General features: G+C 53.4%; 20 protein-coding genes. 4 read left to right on the forward strand and 16 right to left on the reverse strand.

Annotation, left to right across the window (positions count from 1 at the left end):
- The 7 genes from queG to RB298_RS15950 form a co-directional block, all read right to left on the reverse strand.
- The gene (gene queG, locus RB298_RS15920) at nt 1-1,845 is read right to left on the reverse strand and encodes a tRNA epoxyqueuosine(34) reductase QueG (RefSeq protein ID WP_486047564.1); all 1,845 of its coding nucleotides are present in this window, start codon (nt 1,843-1,845) and stop codon (nt 1-3) included.
- A 41-nt stretch (nt 1,846-1,886) separates the two neighbouring features.
- Nucleotides 1,887-2,489 (reverse strand): signal peptidase I, encoded by a 603-nt coding sequence (gene lepB, locus RB298_RS15925; protein ID WP_009594926.1) that lies wholly within the window; start codon nt 2,487-2,489, stop codon nt 1,887-1,889.
- A 206-nt stretch (nt 2,490-2,695) separates the two neighbouring features.
- Nucleotides 2,696-3,118 carry a GNAT family N-acetyltransferase gene (locus RB298_RS15930; protein WP_012819018.1) on the reverse strand — a complete coding sequence of 141 codons (423 nt, stop codon included), beginning with the start codon at nt 3,116-3,118 and terminating at the stop codon, nt 2,696-2,698.
- Nucleotides 3,119-3,563: 445 nt separating this feature from the next.
- Entirely contained in the window at nt 3,564-4,652 is a 1,089-nt protein-coding gene (locus RB298_RS15935; protein WP_009594868.1) for an efflux RND transporter periplasmic adaptor subunit, read from the reverse strand.
- 33 nt (nt 4,653-4,685) lie between these two features.
- A complete protein-coding gene (locus tag RB298_RS15940) occupies nt 4,686-5,981 on the reverse strand; it encodes an ABC transporter permease (RefSeq protein ID WP_213580209.1) in 1,296 nt (431 codons plus the stop codon).
- Between the two features lie 50 nt (nt 5,982-6,031).
- Nucleotides 6,032-6,799: an ABC transporter ATP-binding protein gene (locus tag RB298_RS15945; RefSeq protein ID WP_486047565.1), complete on the reverse strand. Its 768-nt coding sequence runs from the start codon at nt 6,797-6,799 to the stop codon at nt 6,032-6,034.
- Between the two features lie 27 nt (nt 6,800-6,826).
- Nucleotides 6,827-9,394 (reverse strand): hypothetical protein, encoded by a 2,568-nt coding sequence (locus RB298_RS15950; protein ID WP_486047566.1) that lies wholly within the window; start codon nt 9,392-9,394, stop codon nt 6,827-6,829.
- Nucleotides 9,395-9,714: 320 nt separating this feature from the next.
- Between RB298_RS15950 and RB298_RS15955 the strand changes: the two genes are divergently transcribed.
- The gene (locus RB298_RS15955; RefSeq protein ID WP_009594941.1) at nt 9,715-10,323 is read left to right on the forward strand and encodes a superoxide dismutase; all 609 of its coding nucleotides are present in this window, start codon (nt 9,715-9,717) and stop codon (nt 10,321-10,323) included.
- Between the two features lie 101 nt (nt 10,324-10,424).
- Here the strand turns inward: RB298_RS15955 and RB298_RS15960 are convergent, their stop codons facing one another.
- The 3 genes from RB298_RS15960 to acpS form a co-directional block, all read right to left on the reverse strand.
- Nucleotides 10,425-11,660, reverse strand: coding sequence for an MFS transporter (locus RB298_RS15960; RefSeq protein ID WP_096777014.1), 1,236 nt, complete (start codon nt 11,658-11,660; stop codon nt 10,425-10,427).
- 64 nt (nt 11,661-11,724) lie between these two features.
- Nucleotides 11,725-12,873 carry an A/G-specific adenine glycosylase gene (gene mutY, locus RB298_RS15965; protein ID WP_096777015.1) on the reverse strand — a complete coding sequence of 383 codons (1,149 nt, stop codon included), beginning with the start codon at nt 12,871-12,873 and terminating at the stop codon, nt 11,725-11,727.
- 25 nt (nt 12,874-12,898) lie between these two features.
- A complete protein-coding gene (gene acpS, locus RB298_RS15970) occupies nt 12,899-13,294 on the reverse strand; it encodes a holo-ACP synthase (RefSeq protein ID WP_096777114.1) in 396 nt (131 codons plus the stop codon).
- Nucleotides 13,295-13,490: 196 nt separating this feature from the next.
- On the opposite strand from acpS, the gene RB298_RS15975 reads away from it, so the two are divergent.
- Nucleotides 13,491-14,042, forward strand: coding sequence for a dihydrofolate reductase family protein (locus RB298_RS15975; protein ID WP_096777016.1), 552 nt, complete (start codon nt 13,491-13,493; stop codon nt 14,040-14,042).
- A gap of 78 nt (nt 14,043-14,120) precedes the next feature.
- On the opposite strand, the gene nadE is transcribed toward RB298_RS15975, so the two are convergent.
- The 3 genes from nadE to RB298_RS15990 all read right to left on the reverse strand — a co-directional run bounded on the left by nadE (nt 14,121) and on the right by RB298_RS15990 (nt 17,526).
- Nucleotides 14,121-14,930 (reverse strand): ammonia-dependent NAD(+) synthetase, encoded by an 810-nt coding sequence (nadE, locus tag RB298_RS15980; protein ID WP_009594931.1) that lies wholly within the window; start codon nt 14,928-14,930, stop codon nt 14,121-14,123.
- 113 nt (nt 14,931-15,043) lie between these two features.
- Complete coding sequence (locus RB298_RS15985; RefSeq protein WP_009594942.1) at nt 15,044-15,478, reverse strand: BrxA/BrxB family bacilliredoxin; 435 nt, start codon at nt 15,476-15,478, stop codon at nt 15,044-15,046.
- Between the two features lie 323 nt (nt 15,479-15,801).
- Nucleotides 15,802-17,526 carry an ATP-binding protein gene (locus RB298_RS15990; RefSeq protein ID WP_486047567.1) on the reverse strand — a complete coding sequence of 575 codons (1,725 nt, stop codon included), beginning with the start codon at nt 17,524-17,526 and terminating at the stop codon, nt 15,802-15,804.
- Between the two features lie 210 nt (nt 17,527-17,736).
- On the opposite strand from RB298_RS15990, the gene RB298_RS15995 reads away from it, so the two are divergent.
- On the forward strand, nt 17,737-19,014 hold the full coding sequence (locus RB298_RS15995; RefSeq protein WP_192569742.1) for a BaiN/RdsA family NAD(P)/FAD-dependent oxidoreductase: 1,278 nt from the start codon (nt 17,737-17,739) through the stop codon (nt 19,012-19,014).
- A 50-nt stretch (nt 19,015-19,064) separates the two neighbouring features.
- Here RB298_RS15995 and RB298_RS16000 read toward each other — a convergent pair whose 3' ends face one another.
- From RB298_RS16000 to RB298_RS16010, 3 genes are all read right to left on the reverse strand, one after another.
- Nucleotides 19,065-20,330 carry an ABC transporter permease gene (locus RB298_RS16000; protein WP_486047568.1) on the reverse strand — a complete coding sequence of 422 codons (1,266 nt, stop codon included), beginning with the start codon at nt 20,328-20,330 and terminating at the stop codon, nt 19,065-19,067.
- 14 nt (nt 20,331-20,344) lie between these two features.
- Nucleotides 20,345-21,076: an ABC transporter ATP-binding protein gene (locus tag RB298_RS16005; RefSeq protein ID WP_452516925.1), complete on the reverse strand. Its 732-nt coding sequence runs from the start codon at nt 21,074-21,076 to the stop codon at nt 20,345-20,347.
- Between the two features lie 82 nt (nt 21,077-21,158).
- Nucleotides 21,159-21,293 (reverse strand): hypothetical protein, encoded by a 135-nt coding sequence (locus RB298_RS16010; RefSeq protein ID WP_267132883.1) that lies wholly within the window; start codon nt 21,291-21,293, stop codon nt 21,159-21,161.
- 212 nt (nt 21,294-21,505) lie between these two features.
- On the opposite strand from RB298_RS16010, the gene RB298_RS16015 reads away from it, so the two are divergent.
- The gene (locus RB298_RS16015) at nt 21,506-21,976 is read left to right on the forward strand and encodes a MarR family winged helix-turn-helix transcriptional regulator (RefSeq protein WP_012819005.1); all 471 of its coding nucleotides are present in this window, start codon (nt 21,506-21,508) and stop codon (nt 21,974-21,976) included.
- The last annotated feature ends 9 nt before the right edge of the window (nt 21,977-21,985 follow it).

The following is a 21,985-nucleotide window of genomic DNA, read 5'->3' on the forward strand; positions in this document are numbered from 1 at the left end:
CTACGACCCTTTACGGTCCGGCATGGCTCCTTCGATCGTCAACAAGGTGCGTTTGATTTCCGGGCCGCCGGCATAGCCGATCAACGCTCCGTCGGCCCCTACCACCCGATGGCACGGCACGATGATCGGAACGGGGTTCTTATTGTTCGCTCCGCCCACGGCTCGAACCGCTTTCGGACGCCCGATGGATTCGGCTACATCCTTATAGGAGCAAACCGTTCCATAGGGAATGGATTTCAGCGCTTCCCATACCTGCAGTTGGAATGAGGTTCCGCGCATGTCCAGCTGTACGTCGAAGGCCTTCAGTTCTCCGGCAAAGTACTGCTTCAACTGCGTGATCGCAGGGGCTAGTCTGGCCTCGTCCCGTTGGTAGCCGCCGTTGCCGGCCCAAGTCCGCGACCACTGCTGGATGACCGCTTCCTTCACATAGAAGCTGCCGAATTCAATGAGACAAAGGCCCTTCTCCGTGGCGCAGACCGTCAACGGTCCGATCGGAGATTGAACTTCATCATAATACAGCATTTCCGGTCCTCCTTCAGGGATGGCCATCGGCTCGACCCCCTGAATGACAGGACCCTCCTGCTCCGGATTGCCCCCATTAGAGGAACCCGAACCCCCGGCGGATGAAACTTCGGCCGCGGCTTGCGCTTCGGCAGGTGCTTCATGTCCAGCCGGTTCAGGCTTTAGCTTATTCAAGGCTTGCTGCAGCATATCTCGTACTCGGGAATCCCCTTCTGATTTCATGCTTTTCTCTAAGTTGTTCAACGCTTCTTCGCCTCCAATACGGCCCAGAGCCCATGCAGCGGTTCCCCGCAGCTCCGGGCGCGGGTCCTTCAGCAGTACTTCGCTCAGCTTCGGTACGGCTGAAATATCTTTAAAATTGCCGAGCGCGATGACGGCATTGCGCTGAATCGGCTTACGGCCGCGCCAAGCGGCGGACGTATCTCCGAAGGCCTCCTTGAATTCCCGGTTGCTCATATCCAGAATGGGCAGGAGCAGCGGCTTGGCTTTTTCAGGATCGGGCTTGAAGTCCTCTTGATGAGTCCAGCTCTTGCCCCGGTTCTTCGGACAAACAATTTGACAGGTATCGCATCCATACAGCCGGTTGCCGATCTTGCGCATGGCCTCTTCGTCCAGAAATCCTTTGGTCTGGGTCAGAAAAGAAACGCAGCGCTGGGCATTCAGCTGCCCGGGACCGACAAGGGCGCCGGTTGGGCATGCATCGATGCATTTGGTGCACTCCCCGCAATCCTCGGTTACCGGCGAATCCGGCGGAAACGGGATATTGGTTACCATTTCGCCAAGGAATATCCAGGAACCGAACTTCGGAGAGATGATGGAGCAGTTCTTGGCACTGAAACCGATGCCGGCCCGCTGCGAGACAGCCCGGTCGACAAGCGCGCCGGTATCCACCATGCTTTCAAGCTTTGCATCCGGCACGCGTTCCTTGATGTATGCCTCCAGGCGGCTCATCGCCTCACGGAGCACATGGTGATAATCCCTTCCCCAAGCGGATCGCGCCATGATGCCCCTGTACTTGCCAGGCTCCGATTTCGGCGGGTTCTCCATCTTGGAGTGGTACGTTATCGCGATGGCGATCAGGGACTTCGGCTCGGTGCCGGGGAGTGCGGGGGTCACCCGCTTATCCAGATCCGGCTCCTCGAACCCGGACTCATATCCCTTATCCCGATGGGATTGCAAAATCCCCTTCAGGGATTGGAACGGCTCCGCCGAGGCGAAGCCGATATCATCTATGCCGAGCTCGGGTGCAACGGCTTTTAGCTCCTGCTTGAGCTCCTCCCATACCGAAGGCGGAGGAGCGTACGAGCCGAGTGTGTAGGTCATTCTCCAGCGCCTCCTTTTCTGGGATGATGTTCTGTCTTAAGCTACAGCTTTTTGATCTCGGACAACGGCCAGAAAATAAATTCGGCCCTGCCCACGATGTCGCTTTCCTTCACGCTGCCGAACATGCGGCTGTCCTTGCTCTTTCCGAGGTGGCGGTTATCCCCCATAACAAAATACCTTCCCGCTTCCAGGGTAACGGGCTCGAAGCCAGGATCCTCGATCGGGACATCGGTATACCCTTCCTCTTGGGCCACGCCGTTCACGTACAGCTTCTGATCCTTTACCTCAATGGTATCGCCGGGTACGCCGACGACGCGCTTAACAAGAAACTCCTTCTTGTCCGGTCCGTCACTCGGATCCTTAAGCACAATGACGTCGCCGTGGCTCGGTTCCGAAAAGCGATAGACCACTTTATTAATAAAGAGCCGCTCCGATGCCACCAGCGTCGGCTGCATGGATTCGCCCTTAACCATAGACAGGTTAAACACAAACATATTTAGAAGCACCATAATAACAAATGCAATCGCAATCGTCTTTACCCAATCCCACAGCTCGGCGGCCCAGCCGTTCTTCTTGGCCGGTTGATTCTGAGGCCCGTTGTTCTCGCCATGCTCAGTTGAATCCGGAGGAATCACTTGTCCCATGCTACACCTACTTTACTTCGATTTCACCTTCGAGCATCGAGGGCGGCACCTTCAAAAACAGGTACATTAATAGAAAAGCATATCTCCCACCCATTTGCAACGGCTGAAAGATATGCTTCATATCGAAAAAATGTCGTTTCTTATCTCTGTCGAAGCTTAAGGCCGCCGTTTTGCGCTGCTCGTATGTACCGCTGTAGTCGCTGCAACTATTGACCAAGGATACTGAGCTTCTGGAACGACCGCAGGATTTGGCTGGCACCGTATCCCATGGCTTCATAAAATGGCATGGCTGCGGCGTTGTGCTCATCTCCGGCTACCATGATCCGACTGACTTTCCGTGATTGAAAACGCTGTTCCATCGCTGATATCAAGGCTTTGCCAATCCCTTTCCTGCGATAGTCGGGATGAATGGCGATGCGGTAATAACAACCATGATTGCGTTCGATCGTACCGATTAAGGCACCAACGATTTCACCGTTTTCTTCTGCCACCATAATCAGATCGGAGTCCCAAGCGAGCTGCCTGGAGAAAGGCTCCATCGTGTTTTCGTAGCATTCTTCCGACAAAGCAATCTGTAATAGCTCGGTTACGGGGTTACAGTCACTCAACTGAAAGGAACGAACATGCATTTCAAAATCTCCCTTTTCGTTAGCATGATGCGGTTTACCCGGTTTACAAAGATCTAGTATTCCGTTAACGCAAACCTGACATTTAAGTTTACTACAAAAAACCCGAAAATCCTGTTTCCTTGTCCATTAAACCACATCTTTCTCGTAAATTCACGAGTTTTCTTCTGAAAGCGCTTTATATGAAGCGTTTTCATTATTTTTGATGGATAAAATTCCATATTTTTGTTGAATAAACGATTCGTTTCCTGCCGTTAAACCATTAGCTCATGGTAAAAATCGCTCCATTAATTACCAATGAGTTTACATCATTGTCTCCATGTATTTTTGAAATCACCGGGCTACCTTTCCTGTGGCGATACATGCTGTAATGAAGGAACTTGATGAAAAAAAACAGCGCCCCCCGGCCATGTGCCTTTGGAGGAACGCTGCTTTCGTACATCCATGTTTACTGGAGAACGACGGTATCTCCCGCTTTCAGCCCTGACAAAACCTCGATTTTATCAAGCGTCTGCATCCCCGTCTCAATATCCTGCCGCTCGATCTGGCCGCCTCCCTTGTCCACCATGACATAAGAGCTATCTCCCTCCGTCATGACGGCCAACTTGGGAACCACCACCGCCTTGTTCTTCCGTTTGGTCACGATCTCTCCGTTCAGCGTCAATCCGCCGATCAAGCGATCATTCTTCGGCAGCGAGATGATGACCTTGAACTGCGGCGTCTGGGACGTCTGTTTCTCCTGAGCCGTCGCCTCGGCGAATTTGGCCACTTCCAGCACCTTGCCCTTTAGCTTCAAATCCTTGATGGACGGCAGCTTGACCTCTACCGCCATGTCCGGCTGAATGCTGAAGATGTCGTTTTCCCCGACGTATGCCACTAACCGCAGGGAATCCAGGTCGACGATTTTGCCGATATACTGGTTGGCCGTCACCGATTGCGGCCGCTGCTGGGTCGGGTCGAACAGGAACAGGCCTGCTGCCGGAGATACGTATGTCGATTGCCTCAGCCTGTCGTTCAAATCGGCAAGCGTCTGACGTTCGATATCGTTGTTCACCTCGTCCAGCTGACTGCTCAGCCGCGCATTTTCCTGGTCTGCCAGCATTTTCAGGCGCTCCGCCTCCGTTGCGCCTACAGGCGCGTTGTCGAGATCCTGATTCAGCGTAAACTCCTTCAGCTCCTGCTCCAGCTTCCGCTTCTGCAGCTCGGCCTCCTTCTGCTGGAGCTGCTGGCGAATCGCCTTTTGCTCCAATTTGAAAAGGGCGTCGCCTTTTTTGATCTGCTGGCCGTTCTCGACGTTCCAGGACTCCACCTTCGCTTCAAAAGGCGCGTATACGTTCGTTTCCTTTCCGTATTCGGACGTTCCCTTGACCTGCACGGTCGATAGGATCGTTTCCTCGGTTACGGGGAATGAGATGACCTGCGGCTCTTCCATCATGGGAATCTCAGGTTCCTTGGGTTTCACCTGCCCATATCCCCAATATCCCACCAGACCCAGCACAGCAGCGATAACCGTCCATTTTATGATTTTTTTTATCATTCCGATTTAGCTTCCTTTCCGAAACTCATGATCCTAATCCCGCTTGATGGCCAGCAGCGCATTCGTTCTTGCTGCGCTGATCGCCGGGTAAATCCCCGAGAAGATGCCCGTCATTACGGCGAAGGCAATGCCGATCGGCAGCGTCTCCGCCGTCACGGCGATTTGCAGTCCCGACATGCCTGCCGAAGCCATGATGAATGAATTCAGCCCTTTGATGATCAAATACGCGAATACGATGCCGAGCAAGCCGCCAAGCAAACCGAGCAGGCTGGCTTCCACGATGAACATGTTCCGGATTTGCGGCATATTCGCTCCCAGAACCTTCATGATGCCGATTTGCCGGCGGCGCTGATGCGTCGACATCGTCATGGCGACGATGATCGAAATCGAGGCCAGCAACAGGATAAATACGCCTACGCCGAGAGCGATCGCCTTGAAGGTGTCCAATTGGGAAGCAACCTGATCCCGCATGGCCAGATTGTCGCTCGCATTCAGCGCAAGCTTGGAGATCAGGTCCTCGAGCGGTTTAATATATTGCAGATCCTCCACTTTGACCGTTAGATTATCGTAAACCCGCTGTTTCGAAGCTGGCCCTTTTTGCAGATTCAAGCTATCCGTCAGCCAATCTGCCGTGTCAAAGGATATGTAGGCCTGACGGTCATAGAATGCAAACTGGGCATCCCGCCCCTTGGGCACATCCAGCACGCCCCCGACGTAGAGCTGCGGGCTGAGCAATTTCTTGTCGTTGTCCATCTGCTCCAGCTGAACGTTCTTTCCGATCATTTCCGAAACGGTGCTCTCATACTTCTGGAACTCTTCCCATAGCTGCGGATTGTTGGGATCGGAATTCATCATATTGTTCAATCTTTCGCTCGTCTCCGCGTCCTTCCATCCGGTTGTCGCTCCGTAATTCAGCACCACGGCACCGATCTGCTCCAGCGGGCCGCCTTCCTTGAACCGGTTTCCCTGCTCTTTAAGCTTGGACAAGTCCACGGCCACGACGTTGATGCCTTCATGGATCAGGTTGTCGGATGAAATGGTCCGGAAATAACCGAGCTGCTTGGTGGCTACAACGGATTTGACGTGATTGAAGCCCTGAATGACCTGAACCTTATCATCCGTAAGCAATCCCCGTTCTCCTCCCGCCGATTGGCCGCCGCCTTCCCCGGGCCCGCCCGTGCTCTGCGGAGTCACCGTAATTTCGTCAAGTTTCATGCCGCCTATGATTTCCGTCTCCAAATAACTCTGGGCGCCGTTTCCGATGCTGATCGCTACGATGATAGCCGCACATCCGATCGAAATGCCGGTCATGCACAGGGCCGTTACCACTTTACGGCGTTTGATCTGTCCCCATGCCAGCCGTATGCTGTCTAAAAATCTCAGCTGACCTCACCTGCCTCCTCCGAATGAACCGGGATCCCGGACAGGGGCGAAGGGGCGCTCGGCCCCCGCTGCCCTCCCGTGGAAGTCGCGTAGTTCTCCGGCTGAACCAAATAACCGTCGCGGAGCATAATCGTTTTTTTCATTTGGGCGGCGACTTCCATCTCATGGGTAACGATGACAAACGTCGTCTTCATGGACTCGTTCAGCGACATCATGATTCGGATAATTTCCTCTTCCGTTTTGGTGTCCAGGTTGCCCGTCGGCTCGTCTGCAAAAATGACGGAAGGCTCGGTAATCAATGAGCGGGCAATACTGACGCGCTGCTGCTGTCCGCCGGACAGCTGGGACGGGTACAGCGAAGCCTTATCGCCGATCCCCGTCATCTCCAGAAGCTCCATCGCTTTCTTGCGGCGCTTGGACGGAGAAACGGATTGAAAAACAAGCGGAAGCTCCACGTTCTCACGAACCGTGAGTGTCGGAATCAATTCGTAAGCCTGAAAAATAAATCCGATATGCTTGCGCCGAAAAACGGCAAGCTTGTTTTCCCCGTATTTGACGATATCCTGATCCGCAATATAAATATGGCCTTCGGTCGGTTTCATCAGCCCGGCCATCAAGTTGAGCAGCGTGGACTTGCCCGATCCGGAGCTGCCGAGCAGCGCAATCATCTCGCCCTTCTGGACTTCGAACTGGATGTTATGAAGCACCTTTAACACTTCGTTGCCGTTCTTAAAGCTGTGCGATACATTTTCCAAACGCAGCATGTTCGCTATTCCTTTCCGGTTCTTAGTCTATCTCTCCTCGTTCGGGTCCAGAAGGGGCTGGAACGTCAGGTTGTAGCTCTGGCTGCCCAGCGTGATCCGCTCGTTCTGGAATTCGTCCACAAGGGTCAAGTTAAACCAGCCGCCGCGGAGCTTTTTGTACTGCTCGTCCGTCAGCTCCATCGATATCGACCGGGTGCCCGGCACTTGGATATCGGTGCCTGGCGTAAGCGTCCGCTCCTGTGTTTGTCCGAGGCTGTCCTTGATGATGAGTATCAGCTTGCGGCCGGAATCCGCGGCCGCAATGCTCTCGCTCCGTTTCACATCCAACGTGGCATTGAGCGATATGGTGGAACTGCCCTCCTGTAAATGCCCAGCCGCTTTCGTGACCGAAACGCTGTAAGGATACCAATCGAGCTGCGTCAGGCCGGAGCTTGCCGCAGGTCTGGCCGGATTCAGCATCAATTTTTTCACGCCCAGCACACCCGTAGCGTCCTTGCCCGTTTCCGCAAGCTTGCCTCCGGACATCGCCGTGCCGAGGGCCAGGCCCAATTCGCTGGCAGCCCCTTTCGGCACTCGGGCCCAAAAGACGATCGACTGCCTGGATCCCGGCTGAAGGGCCGCTTCCGGCTGAAGGGTCTCCGCTTCATAAATCCTGCCGTCCGCGCTTTGGAAGTACCCCTTCAGCACTGCGGCTTGAACGCGGCGCTGTTCGTTGCTGGTCAGCACGAATTCCGAATAGACGATATCGGAATCTGCTCCTTCATAGATGACCGTCCGCCGTTCTTGTGCCTCCGCACGTTTACCCGCAGCCGTGACCGTATACGGCTTCCCTTTCTCCAGAACGCCGATCGACTGCATCATCCCGGACGTGGTCATGGTCAGGAACGACGTTTTTGCCGCCTCCTGCTGCGTAAACAGTTCGAAACGGAGCGAACGTATATCCTTCGTATACGGGATCCGCGCCATGACGTACACCTCGGTTGATGCCCCCGGCGCAATCAGGGAGCCCTGCTCCTCAGCGATGACCTCCGGGCCGGCCAAGCTTGTTTTTTCATCCGCCGTGACGTTAGCTTTAAGCTCTGGCAGCGGCAGCGATTTGGATTCCTGGGTATTCCGCAGCCGCAGCTTCGCCACGATCAGGTCCTGGTCCTGCCACGGCAGGCGCTGGATGGATTCCAGCGTGTACGCAAATCCTTTGGCCGACTGCGCGCCGTATTCCACGCCGATGGATGACTTGCGTTCCGTTTGGTACGGGATGGCAAAGTATGCAATCGGCAAGGTCAACGGCTCCTGGACCTCTGAGGTCGGCTCGCTGCCCGACTCACCCGGATTCGCGGGCGGTTTGGATGAGCCGGCCGTGCCTGATGCCCCGATCATTTGCAGCTTCAGCCGGTCCTGCTTGAGATCAAGCGGAAGCGCGATTTCCATCACCATCGTTTTCTCTTCCCCGGGGCGGAGCGTCAAGCCCGCTTTGGCGTCCGGCGTATAAGGATGGAAGGAGCCTTCGGACGCTTTAATCGCGAACTCGTAGGCCGGAACCTCCACCGATTTTTTACCCTTGTTCTTGAAGGCCATCTCGATGGTCCATATGCCCTGTCCCCCTGAGGCACGCAGCGAAGACTGGCGTATTCTGGTATCGACCGGAATCCCCCGGATGGTCAACTTCTTGGCTTCGCCCGCCTTGACGTCCCACTTCGGAGCTGTTGCCGCCGGCAGCTTGAATGAGGCGACAGGCAGGGACAGCTTCAGCGTGTCATCGTTTTCGGTCCATAAGAAACGCAGGCCGGCCGTCTTCAGGTAAGAGGGAACTTCCGTTATGTAGTAAACCAGTTTCTTTTCTTTGGGCTGGACAGGCACCCCCTCTGCCCCCGCCTCATGACGCAGAGGGAACGAATTGCCGCTTGCCGTTACCAAATGCGGCTCGAATCCCCGATCGTTCCATACCTTGCCGCCATGATTGGTCATATACATCCCGACTTTGGCGATGACTTTGCCGTCGTACTTGATGATCTCCAGCGATTCCGCCTGTACGGTAACCGGCGTTCCGCCCAGCTTCAGCTTGGTGCTTGAGCCCGTTGGGACGGCAGCGGAATAATTGGCGGGCATTCTGTACGTTCCGACGCGCTGCAGGTAGCCTTTGACCTGCGGATTCCATACGTCCATGACCAGCTTCATGCCGGCCAAAGAGCTGCTGTCGGTCTTCGCATAGTAGGTGACGCTCACGCTTTGCCCGGGCTCTACCTTCTTCTTGGCCAGGTCCTTGGAAATGGGATTGGCCGCGCTCACGGAACCGCCGGGAAGGACCACCTTGGGAAAATAAGATACCAGGCGCGCCGCGCTCTTGCCCCCATTTTTATAAGTCAGGGTAAATACCGCCGCATGCGATCCGTTTTGCTGCCATACGTCGGCATGGTCGAGCTTCGCCGTGACGTTGCTGCCCAGCTTCACGCTCCAGGCCAGATTTGCATTTTTCTGCGCGGCCGACTTCGCGATCTGCGATGTCTCCGTCTTAGATGCAGCAGCTTCGACTTGCGGTGCCGCAGCCAGAATCGCAGCCATCAAGATGGCCGTCACTCTGAACTTTGTACTATTCATGTTACGACTCCTTTCTACCTCGATCTATCCCTTTCATGCTCCATCTATAAGTACAGATTTCTTCAAGGCTATATATATAACGACAACTTTCTTAGGAAAGTTTTTCATCATTTTCCATTGCGGCGAAACAACATTCTTTAAGCGTTAAAACGGCTCTCGCGGACTTTTCAAACATAAAAGTTGATTTAATCACCCAAAACGGTTTAATATATGTAGTGTAGCCGGATTACATATTCCATTGCTCCGGGATGATAAAGACTTCCTGATGAAGGAAGGCCTTTCATCATAACCAAAAACTAAATTTACAGGAGGTTTTTACTATGGCATTTCAATTACCAGCACTTCCTTACGCAAACGACGCGCTCGAGCCCCACATCGACGCACAAACGATGGAGATCCACCATGATCGCCACCATAATACCTACGTAACCAACTTGAACGCTGCTCTTGAGAACGCTCCTGAGCTTCAAGGCAAATCCCTTGAGGATCTGATCGGCAACCTTGATGCTGTACCGGAAAGCATCCGCACAGCGGTTCGCAACAACGGCGGCGGCCATGCTAACCACTCCCTGTTCTGGGAAGTGATCGGACCAAACGGCGGCGGACAACCAACCGGCGCTTTGGCTGATGCCATCAACAGCGAGCTCGGCGGCTTCGATAAATTCAAGGAAGATTTCGCCAAAGCGGCTACAACTCGTTTCGGCAGCGGCTGGGCTTGGCTCGTTGTTAAAGACGGCAAACTGGCAGTAACCAGCACTCCTAACCAAGACAGCCCGATCATGGAAGGTCAAACTCCTCTCCTCGGCCTGGACGTTTGGGAGCATGCTTACTACCTGAAATATCAAAACAAACGCCCGGACTACATCTCCGCATTCTGGAATGTTGTAAACTGGGAAGAAGTCGGCAAACGTTACGACAACGCGAAGTAATATCGCCTGACTACAACCGATCTCATATCACAAAAAAGGCTGCTCTCCGCCGTAGACCCTGTCTACCGCGAAAGCAGCCTTTTCATTTTCATTGAATTCTCCTACGCATCGTTTGCCGCTGCCGCAGGGCCGGTCTCATAATAACGCGCTTTGGACGGCGAGTAGATGACCGCCAGCAGCATGGCCGAGGACAGAACCGCTGCGCCTGCACCGATCAGGCATACGGCCTGCAGCGACCAGGCATCGGCGGCAAAACCGAGCAGGAGCGTGAAGAGAATCTGCAGCATCCCTTCCAGCAGTCGGGTCACGCTCGTAAAGCGTCCCATGAGGTCGACGGGCACCTGGTTTTGAAAAAAGGTGGTATAGCCCGCGTTGGCATACGAAGAGAAGAAACCAAACACGATAAAACCGATTACGGCCGTCATGAGGCCCGATGCCGCATAGAAGATCATATAGCCGATGCTCGACAGGAGCATCCCTGCACCGATAAACATACGCAGCGACAGCCGTTTAACGGATAAAGACGCAGCCATCGAGCCTGCCAGATACCCTGCTCCCGCAACGCTGACAAGCAATCCGTAATCCTCGTCGCCGAGGAGCAGCACCTGCTTAATGAACGTGGCCTCCTGGGAATCAAGCGCAAAACCGAGCAGCGTGGCGGATTGAAACAGCACGTATACAAGCATAAAATACTTCGCGGCCTTTCCGAAATCGATCACCGCGGCCCAGTCCCGAAGCAGCATTCTCATCGTCATGGCCTCCCGCTTGCTGTCTGCCGCCTCCTCTTCATCCACATCGGGAAGGAAATAGATGACAAGCGCACAGATCAGGAAGGATACCGCATTGATGACGATGCTGACCCGAATATCCGTGTAGGCGATCAACAGGCCGGATAAGGCGGGTCCAAGCAATACCGCGCCGGAAGTCGTAAAGCTGGACCATGCGTTGAACCGCTTTCGTTCCTCTGCCGGAATCAGCTTCGTTACGTACGTCATGGACGTAGGCCCAAAGAAAGAGCCCGCCACGTTAATCAGAAACATGATGCCATAGATGCCCCACACCGAGGACATGAAGGGAATTAGGGCGATCAAGGCCCCCCGGATCACATCGGTGATCATCATGAGCCTGCGCTTGTTCGCCCTGTCGATGATGCTGCCCGCCCAGGAGTTGGTTAACAGGGTAGCGAGCGGCCGGATGATGAACAATCCGGCCACTGCCGCGGGAGACCCCGTCATGTGGAGCACGAGCAAATTGATGGCAACCAGATAGATCCAGTTCCCGAGATTGGAGATCCCGATGCCAAAAATGTACAACAACGCATTCTTCCAACTATGCAAAAGCTTCACGACTCCTTACAAACCTCTTCTGCATTACATCCTAGTGAAAAAGGAAAAAGCGGCTTCAAGATGAGAAATAGGCATTCAGAATCCGGATGAATACATTGGGAAATGCGTAACGCTCCATATCCTGAACGTGAATCCACCGGAAATTCTCTTCGCCCGTCTCATATGCAGCCGCGCTTTCCGCAGCCTGCAGAACTGCCGGCGGCACATCCTGCCACTTACAGCGGTATACGCCCATATTCCATTGAATATGGCTAAAGGTATGCTCCGCGTCCATCACATGGCCGATCGGCTGGACCGGGACCCCATCCTCCAGCAAGGCATCGCGCAAGCGGACCATCGCCGTCTCCTCGGGCATTGCAGCCGGTACGCTGCTCCCATCGGCCGATACGATCACATGCGGCAGCTCCCACATCCCGGCCAATAAACCGGCGGCTGGACGCTTGCGGATCAGGATCTTGCCTTCGTGCACGCCGGTACCCTCTACAATCGCGGTAAGACGGTATTCAGGACGCGGCGGCTTGGCCTTCGTTTTAATAGGAAGCGATTCCTCTTTGCCCTCCAGCCTGGCCGAACAATGCTCCATGACCGGACATACCAGGCATTTGGGCGACTTCGGCGTACAGATCAAGGCCCCCAGCTCCATCAGCGCCTGGGTGAAATCCGAGGCCCGTCCATCCGGAACCAGCGTCAGCACCAGATCCTCCATCTTGGTACGGGTTTTCACTTTCATGATATCTTCCTCGATCAAAAAATAACGGGAAAGCACGCGCATCACGTTGCCGTCCACGGCCGCGGCCGGAATGTTGAACGCGATGCTGCGAATGGCGCCCGAGGTATAGGGCCCTATCCCTTTCAGACCCGACACTTCGTCTTTGCCGCTGGGCATCACGCCATCGTACTGCTCCGTCACTTGTCTAGCGGCAGCCTGAAGGTTGCGTGCGCGGGAATAATAGCCCAGACCCTCCCAGCATTTCAATACATCGTCCTCCGGCGCGTCCGCAAGCGATTGGATCGTCGGAAACCGCTCGATAAACCGATGGAAATACGGGATCACCGTATCTACCCGGGTCTGCTGCAGCATAATTTCAGATACCCATATATAATAAGGATCGCGATGCCTGCGCCATGGCAGATCCCGTTTATTGATTTCATACCAATCCAGCAGCTCTTGGCTGAAGTATCGTTTGTGTTCCGTGTTATGCATCTATTCGTAATCTCCTTCGTCTTCCTTACTTGATCTTCTCCACCACGGCGAAGGCGGAAGCCAGCGTGGCCTGATGGGAAATCGTCAAATGAATCGCATAATGGGCGGGGCCCCCCAAGCCCAGGCGGTCCCAGGCTTCCTTGGACAGACTGGCTTCCGGCCTGCCGAGAGCACCCGGCATTACTTCCATGTCATGGAATCCGATCAGGCGGCCGATTCCGCAGCCAAATGCCTTGGATATCGCCTCCTTGGCAGCAAAACGCCCGGCAATAAACTCCGTCCGTCTTGCCCCCTTCTTAGCGGCAACGGCCTGCTCTTGCTGCGTAAGCACGCGCTGAATGAACTTCTCTCCATGCGGGCCTGTCATCAACGTCTCCATTCGCTTCATGTCCAGCACATCATGCCCGATTCCGTAGATCACAATCGTCTGCTCCCCTTCGTTGATCCAGTCTTCCTGTTCCAAAAAAATAAACACTCCTTCTTATTGTAGCAGTCGATGTCCACCAACGCGAGACTACGGTGTTACAACAGCATGAATTAAATACATTTGTTGTATTTCAAATTTTATCCATATAAACTGAACAAAACAGCATATAAAACAAAGGAGGAATCATGTTTTGGGTACATTAATTTATCACGTTGCCGTTTCGCTTGACTATTTTATCGCAGATCAGGCCATGATGGAGGGAAGAATCGATCAGACCCTTTTTTTATTCGATGGGGAACATGTTCCGGACTTTCTAGCGGAAATCCAGGACTATGAGGCGGTCCTCATGGGCGGAAAAACGTATGCGTTTGGTTTTAAGATGGGGGCTAAGCCGGGGGAGCCAGGTTACAAAGGTCTTAAGCATTATATATTCTCACGTTCGTTAGAATTCGAATCCAACGATGAGGTTGAATTGATCAAGGAGGACGCCATCCCCTTCATCCGTCATCTCAAAGAACAGGCAGACGGCAAGCTGTGGCTGTGCGGCGGCGGAGAATTGGCAGGAAGCCTGCTCCAGCATAAACTAATCGATCAGCTGGTTTTAAAAATTAATCCAGTGATGGTTGGTGACGGTGTTCCGTTATTCGGCAGTGTCAAACCCAGGTTGAAGTTCGATTTGATCGATATGAAGCAATATGCCAACGGCGTTCTCAAACCGACCTACAACATCATATATACCTAGTCTCTATAAAAAATATAAAGCCTTCCGGGGGATGGGATGATCCTCCGAAAGGCTTGTTGCGCTTGGGATATGGTTATGTTAGATGCCTGGAATCGTATTGCGCTTGTGCGCCGTTTTGACGTAATAGCTCTCAAGCTTCTGCTGAACCTCGGGATTGATCGTTTTGCCTTCCAGATAGTCGCTGTTATCATCATAGCTGATTCCGAGCTCTTTCTCGTCCGTCTGTCCTTCCCAAAGTCCGGCAGAAGGCGCTTTGTCCAGAATCGATTGCGGTACCCCCAAATAGGATGCAAGCATGCGAACCTGACGCTTGTTCAGGGAACTCAGCGGCGTAATGTCCACTGCGCCGTCCCCCCACTTGGTATAGAAGCCGGTAATCGCCTCGGATGCATGGTCCGTGCCGACAACGATCAAATTCTGCTCGAATGCCAGCGCATATTGTACCACCATACGCACTCTGGCCTTCACGTTGCCTTTGCCGGGGATACTCATATGTTGATGGACGCCGATATTCTTCAGGCCATGCTCCACTTCCAAAGCAACCTCGTTCACCGCCTCCTCGATATTGGTCTCGACGGTATATTTCAAATCGAAGGCCTTCGCCGTTGCGTAGCTGTCGGAAATATCGGCCTGTTCGCCGTATGGCTGGAACACCCCGAGCGTCTTGTATTCCTTGCCGTTCTCCTCCGTGAGCTCGTCTGTAGCCCGCTTGCACAGGCCGGCGGCCACGGCCGAATCGATCCCGCCGCTAATGGCGATCAGCAGTCCGGAAGTGCCGGAGTTCTTCACGTAGTTTTTCAGGAAATCCACGCGCTTGCGTACCTCTTCCTCCACGTTAATCGTAGGCTTGACACCCAGTTCAGCGATAATTTGTTCTTGCAGGCTCATGATAGATGACTCCTTTCAGTATGTTCTCTCTAACTTAAGTACTTCATTCATACAACAAAAGCCCCGCGGCTTCGGAATATGCCGAATGCTTCGGGGCCTATGTAACTGCCGAATTACTGGCAGTAGCGATTGAATGCGTCGGTCAAATCTGCGGCGATTTCCTCGGCGGAACGGTTCTCCACTTGATGACGCTCAATAAAGTGTACCAATTCCCCGTCCTTCAGCAGCGCAATCGATGGGGAGGACGGAGGATACGGAGCAAAATACTCACGGGCTTTCGCCGTTGCTTCCTTATCCTGTCCGGCGAACACGGTATACAAATGATCCGGCTTCACCTGGTTCTCAAGCGCAATGGCTACACCAGGACGTGCTTGCCCTGCTGCGCATCCGCATACGGAGTTTACAACGACCAGCGTTGTGCCTTTCGCCTCCGGAAGCACTTCTTCCACCTCTTCAGGTGTTGTGAGCTCCTTGATTCCCAAACTGGTCAGTTCATCCCGCATCGGTTGAACCATATCGCGCATATATCGGTCAAAAGACATACCCATAACTGCTTCACTCCTTATATAAACAAGATTGTTCGAATTATAACAGCTCATCGATATCTATATTATACAATCCTAAAGAGTGAAAGCAAGAAAATACAAAACGAGCAGCATCACAAAATGGGATACCGCCCGTCTTCTTGCTTCAATCATCATACTAGGTAGCAGGATAGTTTACCCCGTCCTTTTTCTTGTCAACGATGGGCTCGCCACGGCGATCTTTGTTTTCACGCTCCTGCTGCTCCTGTTGCTTGGAATCGTTCTTACTCATCCGAATCCCTCCTTTACCCTGAGCTCTGCCTTATGATGCGTAATTAACAGACCGTTTATTCGGAAGCGGCAGCGCTCTGGGATTCCGTCAGGCCGTGCGGGTACGAGCGGACAGGAAAAGAAATGATGAACACCGTGCCCTCACCTAGGTGCGATTTTACGTCTATCGTTCCATGATGACGCTGTACAATGCTCATGCACAGGGCGAGTCCAAGCCCCGTCCCCTTGCTCTTCGTGGTAAAGAAAGGTTCAAACAAGCGCTCCAGCTCATTCTCCGGTATGCCGATTCCGGTATCCGCCACATACAACTGGGCGAGGTCTCCTTCCAGCCGGGTTTCGATCGTCAACGTCCCCTTGTCATCCATGGCCTCCATCCCATTGCGGCACAAGTTCAGAATGAGCTGTTTCATCTCCTTGGCATTCAGATACAGTTCGGGAATGCCGGTTCCCAGTTTCAGCTCGATGTTCTGTCCGCGCAAATTGGCGTCCGCCCACAAGAGCGGGCTGAGCTCATGGATAATGTCATGAAGGTGGCACTCTTCTTTCTCGGCTGCCCGGTTCTGGGCCAGGGACAAAAAGTCGCTGATGATGCCATTGGCCCGATCGAGCTCTTCCATGACGATCCGGTAATAATGATCCAGCGTATCCGGACTCTTCTCTTTCATAAGCTGCAGAAATCCGCGCACGACAGCCATCGGGTTGCGAATCTCGTGGGTGATGCTTGCCGCCATTTGGCCGACTAAGCTTAACCGTTCTACATTAATAAATTCCGTGCGGAGCTTCTCAAGCTCCGTAATGTCTTCCATAATGCCTACCGCACCCATGATGTCGCCGTTCCCATTATGTATAAGCGGATAAATGCCGGTAGAATACACTCTAGTAGCGCTGCGCATAATTTCCCCGGTGCTTTCGACACCGTTTATGGCTCTCTGAAATCGGCTGCGCAAATGTTCCTTTTGAATCATGCCCTCCAACAAGTCGAACAACGGCCTGCCGATGACATCCTTGGTGGTCAGATTGGGAAACACGCTTCGAAAGCTGCGGATAAGCGGTTGATTAAAGGCGATGATATTGCCGCTGCGATCCACCGCAACCATCCCTAAAGGAATCATCTCCATCATTTTCGTTAATGAAGCAATCTCTCCGCCCTTCACGTCGTACTGGCCCGAAGCCAGACGCCCAGAGGTTAATTCGATCCAATACACGATCACGCCCGAATAAAAAATGCCGATCAGCATATACAGAATGGTCACCAGAATCGTGTCCGGATTCAGATCGTCATTCCTAGCCTTTCCTTCCATCGCGTGGCAGGCTACAATAATCAGCATAGCTGGAACGAGCGCGCTCCAGAGCCAATAAATCTTTTCGGTCATGGAGCCTTGCTTGAAATTGGAAGATACCCTAGGTAATAGCGAGTATCCCAAGACAAGCAAATTCAGAACGAGGCTGGTCGTTGACCAGCCGTTAATCAGCCCATGGCTTGTGGCATAAATTACTGCAAGACATAGCCCTGAACTCCTGCTTCCATATAATATGCCTAAAAATAACGGGATCACGCCAAGATGGATCGGAACGTAATAATCGCTCATTGCAGAAATCAAGACGCACAATACGGTGCTGATTCCGCTGGCAATGACAATATGCTTGCGAAATCGAAGCAGATCATCCGGGTTCTTCTTGTTCAGGCACTTTAGATGTCTGTCGAGGAGAAGCGGCAGATGAAAGATGAGTGTACCAGACAGCAAAACTTGCAGCAAAATATCTTTCCATAGGCTCAGCACAGTGATCCATCACCTCAATTGGACAACGCATCTAATATTTCTGATTAAAGCACAGGCGACATCATATTACAATATCTTGTAAATTCCTGCAGCGGCGACGGAGTCCCGCGTCTTATGTCCTATTCATGAGGTTTGGGATAATTCGTGAATATCCTATATAATAAGATCCATCTATTAATTGATATACCCCCAAAGGAGCTATGAGCAAACATGCTTGATTATGATATTATCGTCGTCGGAGGCGGACCTTCCGGATTGATGTCCTGCGTGGCTGCAGGGGAAAGAGGAGCTTCTGTCCTCTTGATCGACAAAGGGGACAAGCTAGGCCGTAAGCTTGGCATCTCGGGCGGCGGAAGATGCAATGTCACGAATGCCAAAGAACAGGATGAATTGATTGCCAACATTCCGGGGAACGGACGCTTTTTGTACAGCGCTTTTCAGCATTGGAACAACAGGGACATCATGACCTTCTTCGAGGGTCTTGGCATTCGGCTGAAGGAGGAAGACAACGGGCGCATGTTCCCTGTTACGGACAAAGCCTCCAGCGTGGTGAATGCCCTGATCGGCAAAGTGAAGGAGCTCGGTACCGATATCCGGACGAATAGCCCGGTGAACCGCGTTCTCTATGAGAACGGCCGGACGGCCGGGGTCGAGCTGAAATCCGGGGAAGTGATCCACTCTTCCTGCGTGATCATTGCCACCGGCGGGCAATCCGTGCCCCAGACCGGTTCGACGGGAGACGGTTATCCATGGGCTGAAGCCGCAGGCCATACGATAACGGAGCTGTATCCGACCGAGGTGCCTATCGTGTCTACCGAGCCTTTTATTGCCTCTAAAGAGCTGCAGGGCTTGTCACTGCGGGAGGTGGAGCTGTCCGTCTGGAATCCGAAAGGAAAAAAAGTGATTGCCCACCGGGGAGATATGCTGTTTACCCATTTCGGGGTGTCCGGACCGATCGCGCTTCGCTGCAGTCAGTTCATCCGCCAGGTGCAGCGGAAATTCGATGTCGTCAACGTGGACATGGCCATCGACATGTTCCCCGAGCGCTCTCAAACGGAGCTTGCGGCCGAGCTCAAAGGGCGATTGGAGGATGAGCCGCGAAAGAGCATCAAGAACGTGCTTAAGGGCATGCTGCCGGAGCGGATGATCCCGCTGCTGTTATCCAAATCGTCCATCGATAGCGACATGATCTGCAGCGGCATATCCAAAGCCGCGCAGGAAAACCTGGCCTCCGTTCTTAAAAAGTTTACGTTCCGCGCTTCAGGCACCCGTTCGCTGAAGGAGGCCTTCGTGACGGGCGGCGGCGTCAGCCTCAAGGAAATCCAGCCCAAAAGCATGGAATCGAAGCTGATGCCCGGCCTCTTCTTCTGCGGCGAGATTATGGATATACATGGATACACCGGCGGCTACAACATCACGGCCGCCTTTGCGACCGGATATACGGCAGGCAAGCATGCCGCCGAGTCCGTATCGCACATAGCCGATTAAAAAAGCGCGCCGGAATGCCCTGTAGACGGGAGCATTCCGGCGCGCTTTGATTATTCCTGAGGTTGGCGTTTCTCCTCCTTGTATACCGGCCAAGACATGAGCGATGGCGCGACCATGAGAGCAAGCACGGTCAATGCAAGCACGGCGAGCCATCCCATTACGCCCTGAAAAAGCGTTAACCCTGCCACGAGCGAATAAAGAAATGCGGGGACGGCGAGCAAAGCTCGTACCGCAACAATGCCGGCGGCTCGATGCTGCTGATTCGTAAACGGAAGCACATGCATGAATTCGGCTTTGGCAAACAACGCCCATCTTGTGTTCAGCCAATACGACATCATCAAGACAAGGGCGGCATAAACGATGATTTTGATGATCAGCGGCGGCAGCCAGACGGCCGGAATGCCGACCAGCGTAATCTGAACGTACAATAACAAGCTCTCAGGTTGGCGCAAAATCGCTTTAAGCCCCGCGTCGGCGAGCCTTTTCTCCGCCGTGCCTTTGAACAATCGGCCGGACTTCCGCATAAACCAGGTTTTGCTTCGTATGCTGGGCGGTTTCCCGACGGCTTGAACCAACAGCTTCTCCGTCAGCTGGACCCGAGTCTTTGCATCCTCGCGCGCATCGGCCAGGAAGGTCCCCTGCATGGCAAGACGCTTTCGGCTGAGAAAAAAAAGCAGCATGAGCAGAAGCAAGACGGCCGCCCATATCACAACATAGGACTGAAGCCAAAATGTAACAAGCAGCGTCAGCAGTCCGAATGATAGCCAGCGTACAACATACGTCATCAGATGCTTCCGCCAGCCTTTATAACAGGAACGAATCATGGCCGTCCATAGATTGGCGCACCATGCGCATACGGCTGTAACCGCCAGCAATGTGACCAGGGCAGTTCCGGTAATTTCATGTTCCCTGACGAGAATCGGCAGCGCCAGCACCGAAATGAACAAACCCTTGATCGTTGAAACCGCATGACTGTACGCCATGCCTCCGATCATTAATCCCTTCATCCATTCCCGCTGCTGGCGAAGAAACAACGTGTCGGCCTCTTCAAAGAATAACAGCACTCTGCCGGAAAACATGAAGAGCAGGATCGCTACCACCGCTTGCAGCGGCAGGAATTGTACCCATCCGGGAAGCGGGCTCGTCCATAACTCGCGGTATAACCCGCCTCCCAAGAGAAGGCCGGGGACAATAATGTAGAGCATCACGACCCAGTCGACCACGGTCGCCAGATTGTCGCGCTGATTCTTCCAATGAGCGGTCACCCTTCGCCATAAAAGGGAGCCCGGATGTCTGAAGTGATGTGATCGTTCCATATCCATCATCCCCCTCATGTCAGCGCATCGAAGCAGTCAAACAACGATGCGCCGGGAAGTTCAGCGGACTGCCGGATTTGGTCCAGCGTGCCCTCCGAGGCAATCCGCCCTCCGGATATGAGCACAAATCGATCGCAAATTCTCTCCGCGGTGTCCAGCACATGGGTAGACATCAATACACCGGCGCCGCGGCGCCTCTCCTCGAGCAGCAAATTCAGGAAATCGCGCGTTGCCCGGGGATCCAAACCGATAAACGGCTCGTCTACGATATAAACGTCGGGTTTGGAGAGAAAGCCGATCATCAGCATCATCTTCTGCTTCATTCCTTTGGAGAAGCCTCCCGGCAGTTCATGGCGTACCGACTCCATGCCGAACTGCCGAAGCAGCTGGGCGGCCTGCTCCTCGAAATGCTGATCGTCCATTCCAAAAGCAGCGGCTGCCAGATCCAAATGCTCCCACAGCGTCAAGTCCTCGTAAAACACGGGCTGCTCGGGAACGTAAGCATATCGCGGAGGACTGCCCGCAATATAGACGTCGGCCTTGCTATCTTTAAGAAGCCCCAGCACCGTCTTAATGGTCGTGCTTTTCCCCGCTCCGTTCGGTCCAATCAAACCCAGAAGCTCGCCGGGCACCACTTGAAACGATATATCCCGTATGCGCGGGCGGCTTGGTTCGTATCCTGCCTCCTGAATATCCACCTTCAGCACCGGTTCAGGCCCAAGTCCATTCTCTTGAATCTTATGCATCCTAACACCCCATCCGTTGTCTCTATTCCCAGTATTACGCATCAGGGCAAGGATTAGTTGCATTTAGCGAAACATTCTTGCATTATATCGTAGTCGTTTCAGGGACCATATGGACACCTTTCCCTGCTGCAGCGGCAACATCTTTCCTGTCGATTCTGCCTTTGCACAGCAGCAGCGGTTTGAGCCCCGCGGATTCTGCGGTTTGTGCTTGCTTCATGTCCCCCACCCTTTTCTTCCCATTTGAATTTCATTATAGGATCGGCGCACGGAGGGCGTATCGGGCTGGAGGCATCGTGGCTGCCGGAGCCGGAGGATGAAAAATGTTTCGTCCGCATTGTGACAAATCACATGTTGCATTTGTACATTTCAGCGTAATCTTAGATTTGAAGTAATTCAGGACATGAGTCCATACCAAAGGCGGGAGAATGTATGAAGGTGTCACATGAACGCGATACACAGCTTGCGATGCACCTGTATCGGGTGTTTGCCAAGTCATTCAAGAGCGTCAACGAACATGTCGTGAATGGCAGTAAAATCGAAGGCTTTAATCCAACCTCTTTTGCCGTAATGGAAGTACTGTTCTATAAAGGCCGCCAGCCCATCCAGCAGATCGGGGCACAGCTGCTCCTGCAGAGCGGAAACGTAACTTACGTGGTCGATAAGCTGGTTGAAAAAGGCTACGTGCGCCGCAGACCCTGCCCCGAGGACAGACGAGTGATCTATGCCGAGCTGACTCCATCCGGAGAGCAATTGATGCAGAAGCTGTACCCGCTGCATGAACAACACATCCAGCATGCCTTGGGAGGATTGGACGAGGAAGAGAAGCGCCAGCTGATCGGGCTGCTGGGCAAAATGGGAAAACATGCGGAACAGGTGCAGATCGTGCGCCAGCAGGGCTGAAAAAGCAAA

Source organism: Priestia sp. BR_2, assembly GCF_041954005.1.
In the GTDB taxonomy this organism is placed as follows: domain Bacteria; phylum Bacillota; class Bacilli; order Paenibacillales; family Paenibacillaceae; genus Paenibacillus_AQ; species Paenibacillus_AQ lautus_A.

Coding starts and splice junctions, on each gene's coding strand:
- queG (WP_486047564.1), bottom strand. CDS start 1,845: ATGACCTACACACTCGGCTCGTACGCTCCTCCGCCTTCGGTATGGGAG.
- lepB (WP_009594926.1), bottom strand. CDS start 2,489: ATGGGACAAGTGATTCCTCCGGATTCAACTGAGCATGGCGAGAACAAC.
- RB298_RS15930 (WP_012819018.1), bottom strand. CDS start 3,118: ATGCATGTTCGTTCCTTTCAGTTGAGTGACTGTAACCCCGTAACCGAG.
- RB298_RS15935 (WP_009594868.1), bottom strand. CDS start 4,652: ATGATAAAAAAAATCATAAAATGGACGGTTATCGCTGCTGTGCTGGGT.
- RB298_RS15945 (WP_486047565.1), bottom strand. CDS start 6,799: ATGCTGCGTTTGGAAAATGTATCGCACAGCTTTAAGAACGGCAACGAA.
- RB298_RS15950 (WP_486047566.1), bottom strand. CDS start 9,394: ATGAATAGTACAAAGTTCAGAGTGACGGCCATCTTGATGGCTGCGATT.
- RB298_RS15955 (WP_009594941.1), top strand. CDS start 9,715: ATGGCATTTCAATTACCAGCACTTCCTTACGCAAACGACGCGCTCGAG.
- mutY (WP_096777015.1), bottom strand. CDS start 12,873: ATGCATAACACGGAACACAAACGATACTTCAGCCAAGAGCTGCTGGAT.
- nadE (WP_009594931.1), bottom strand. CDS start 14,930: ATGAGCCTGCAAGAACAAATTATCGCTGAACTGGGTGTCAAGCCTACG.
- RB298_RS15985 (WP_009594942.1), bottom strand. CDS start 15,478: ATGGGTATGTCTTTTGACCGATATATGCGCGATATGGTTCAACCGATG.
- RB298_RS15995 (WP_192569742.1), top strand. CDS start 17,737: ATGCTTGATTATGATATTATCGTCGTCGGAGGCGGACCTTCCGGATTG.
- RB298_RS16000 (WP_486047568.1), bottom strand. CDS start 20,330: ATGGAACGATCACATCACTTCAGACATCCGGGCTCCCTTTTATGGCGA.
- RB298_RS16005 (WP_452516925.1), bottom strand. CDS start 21,076: ATGCATAAGATTCAAGAGAATGGACTTGGGCCTGAACCGGTGCTGAAG.
- RB298_RS16010 (WP_267132883.1), bottom strand. CDS start 21,293: ATGAAGCAAGCACAAACCGCAGAATCCGCGGGGCTCAAACCGCTGCTG.
- RB298_RS16015 (WP_012819005.1), top strand. CDS start 21,506: ATGAAGGTGTCACATGAACGCGATACACAGCTTGCGATGCACCTGTAT.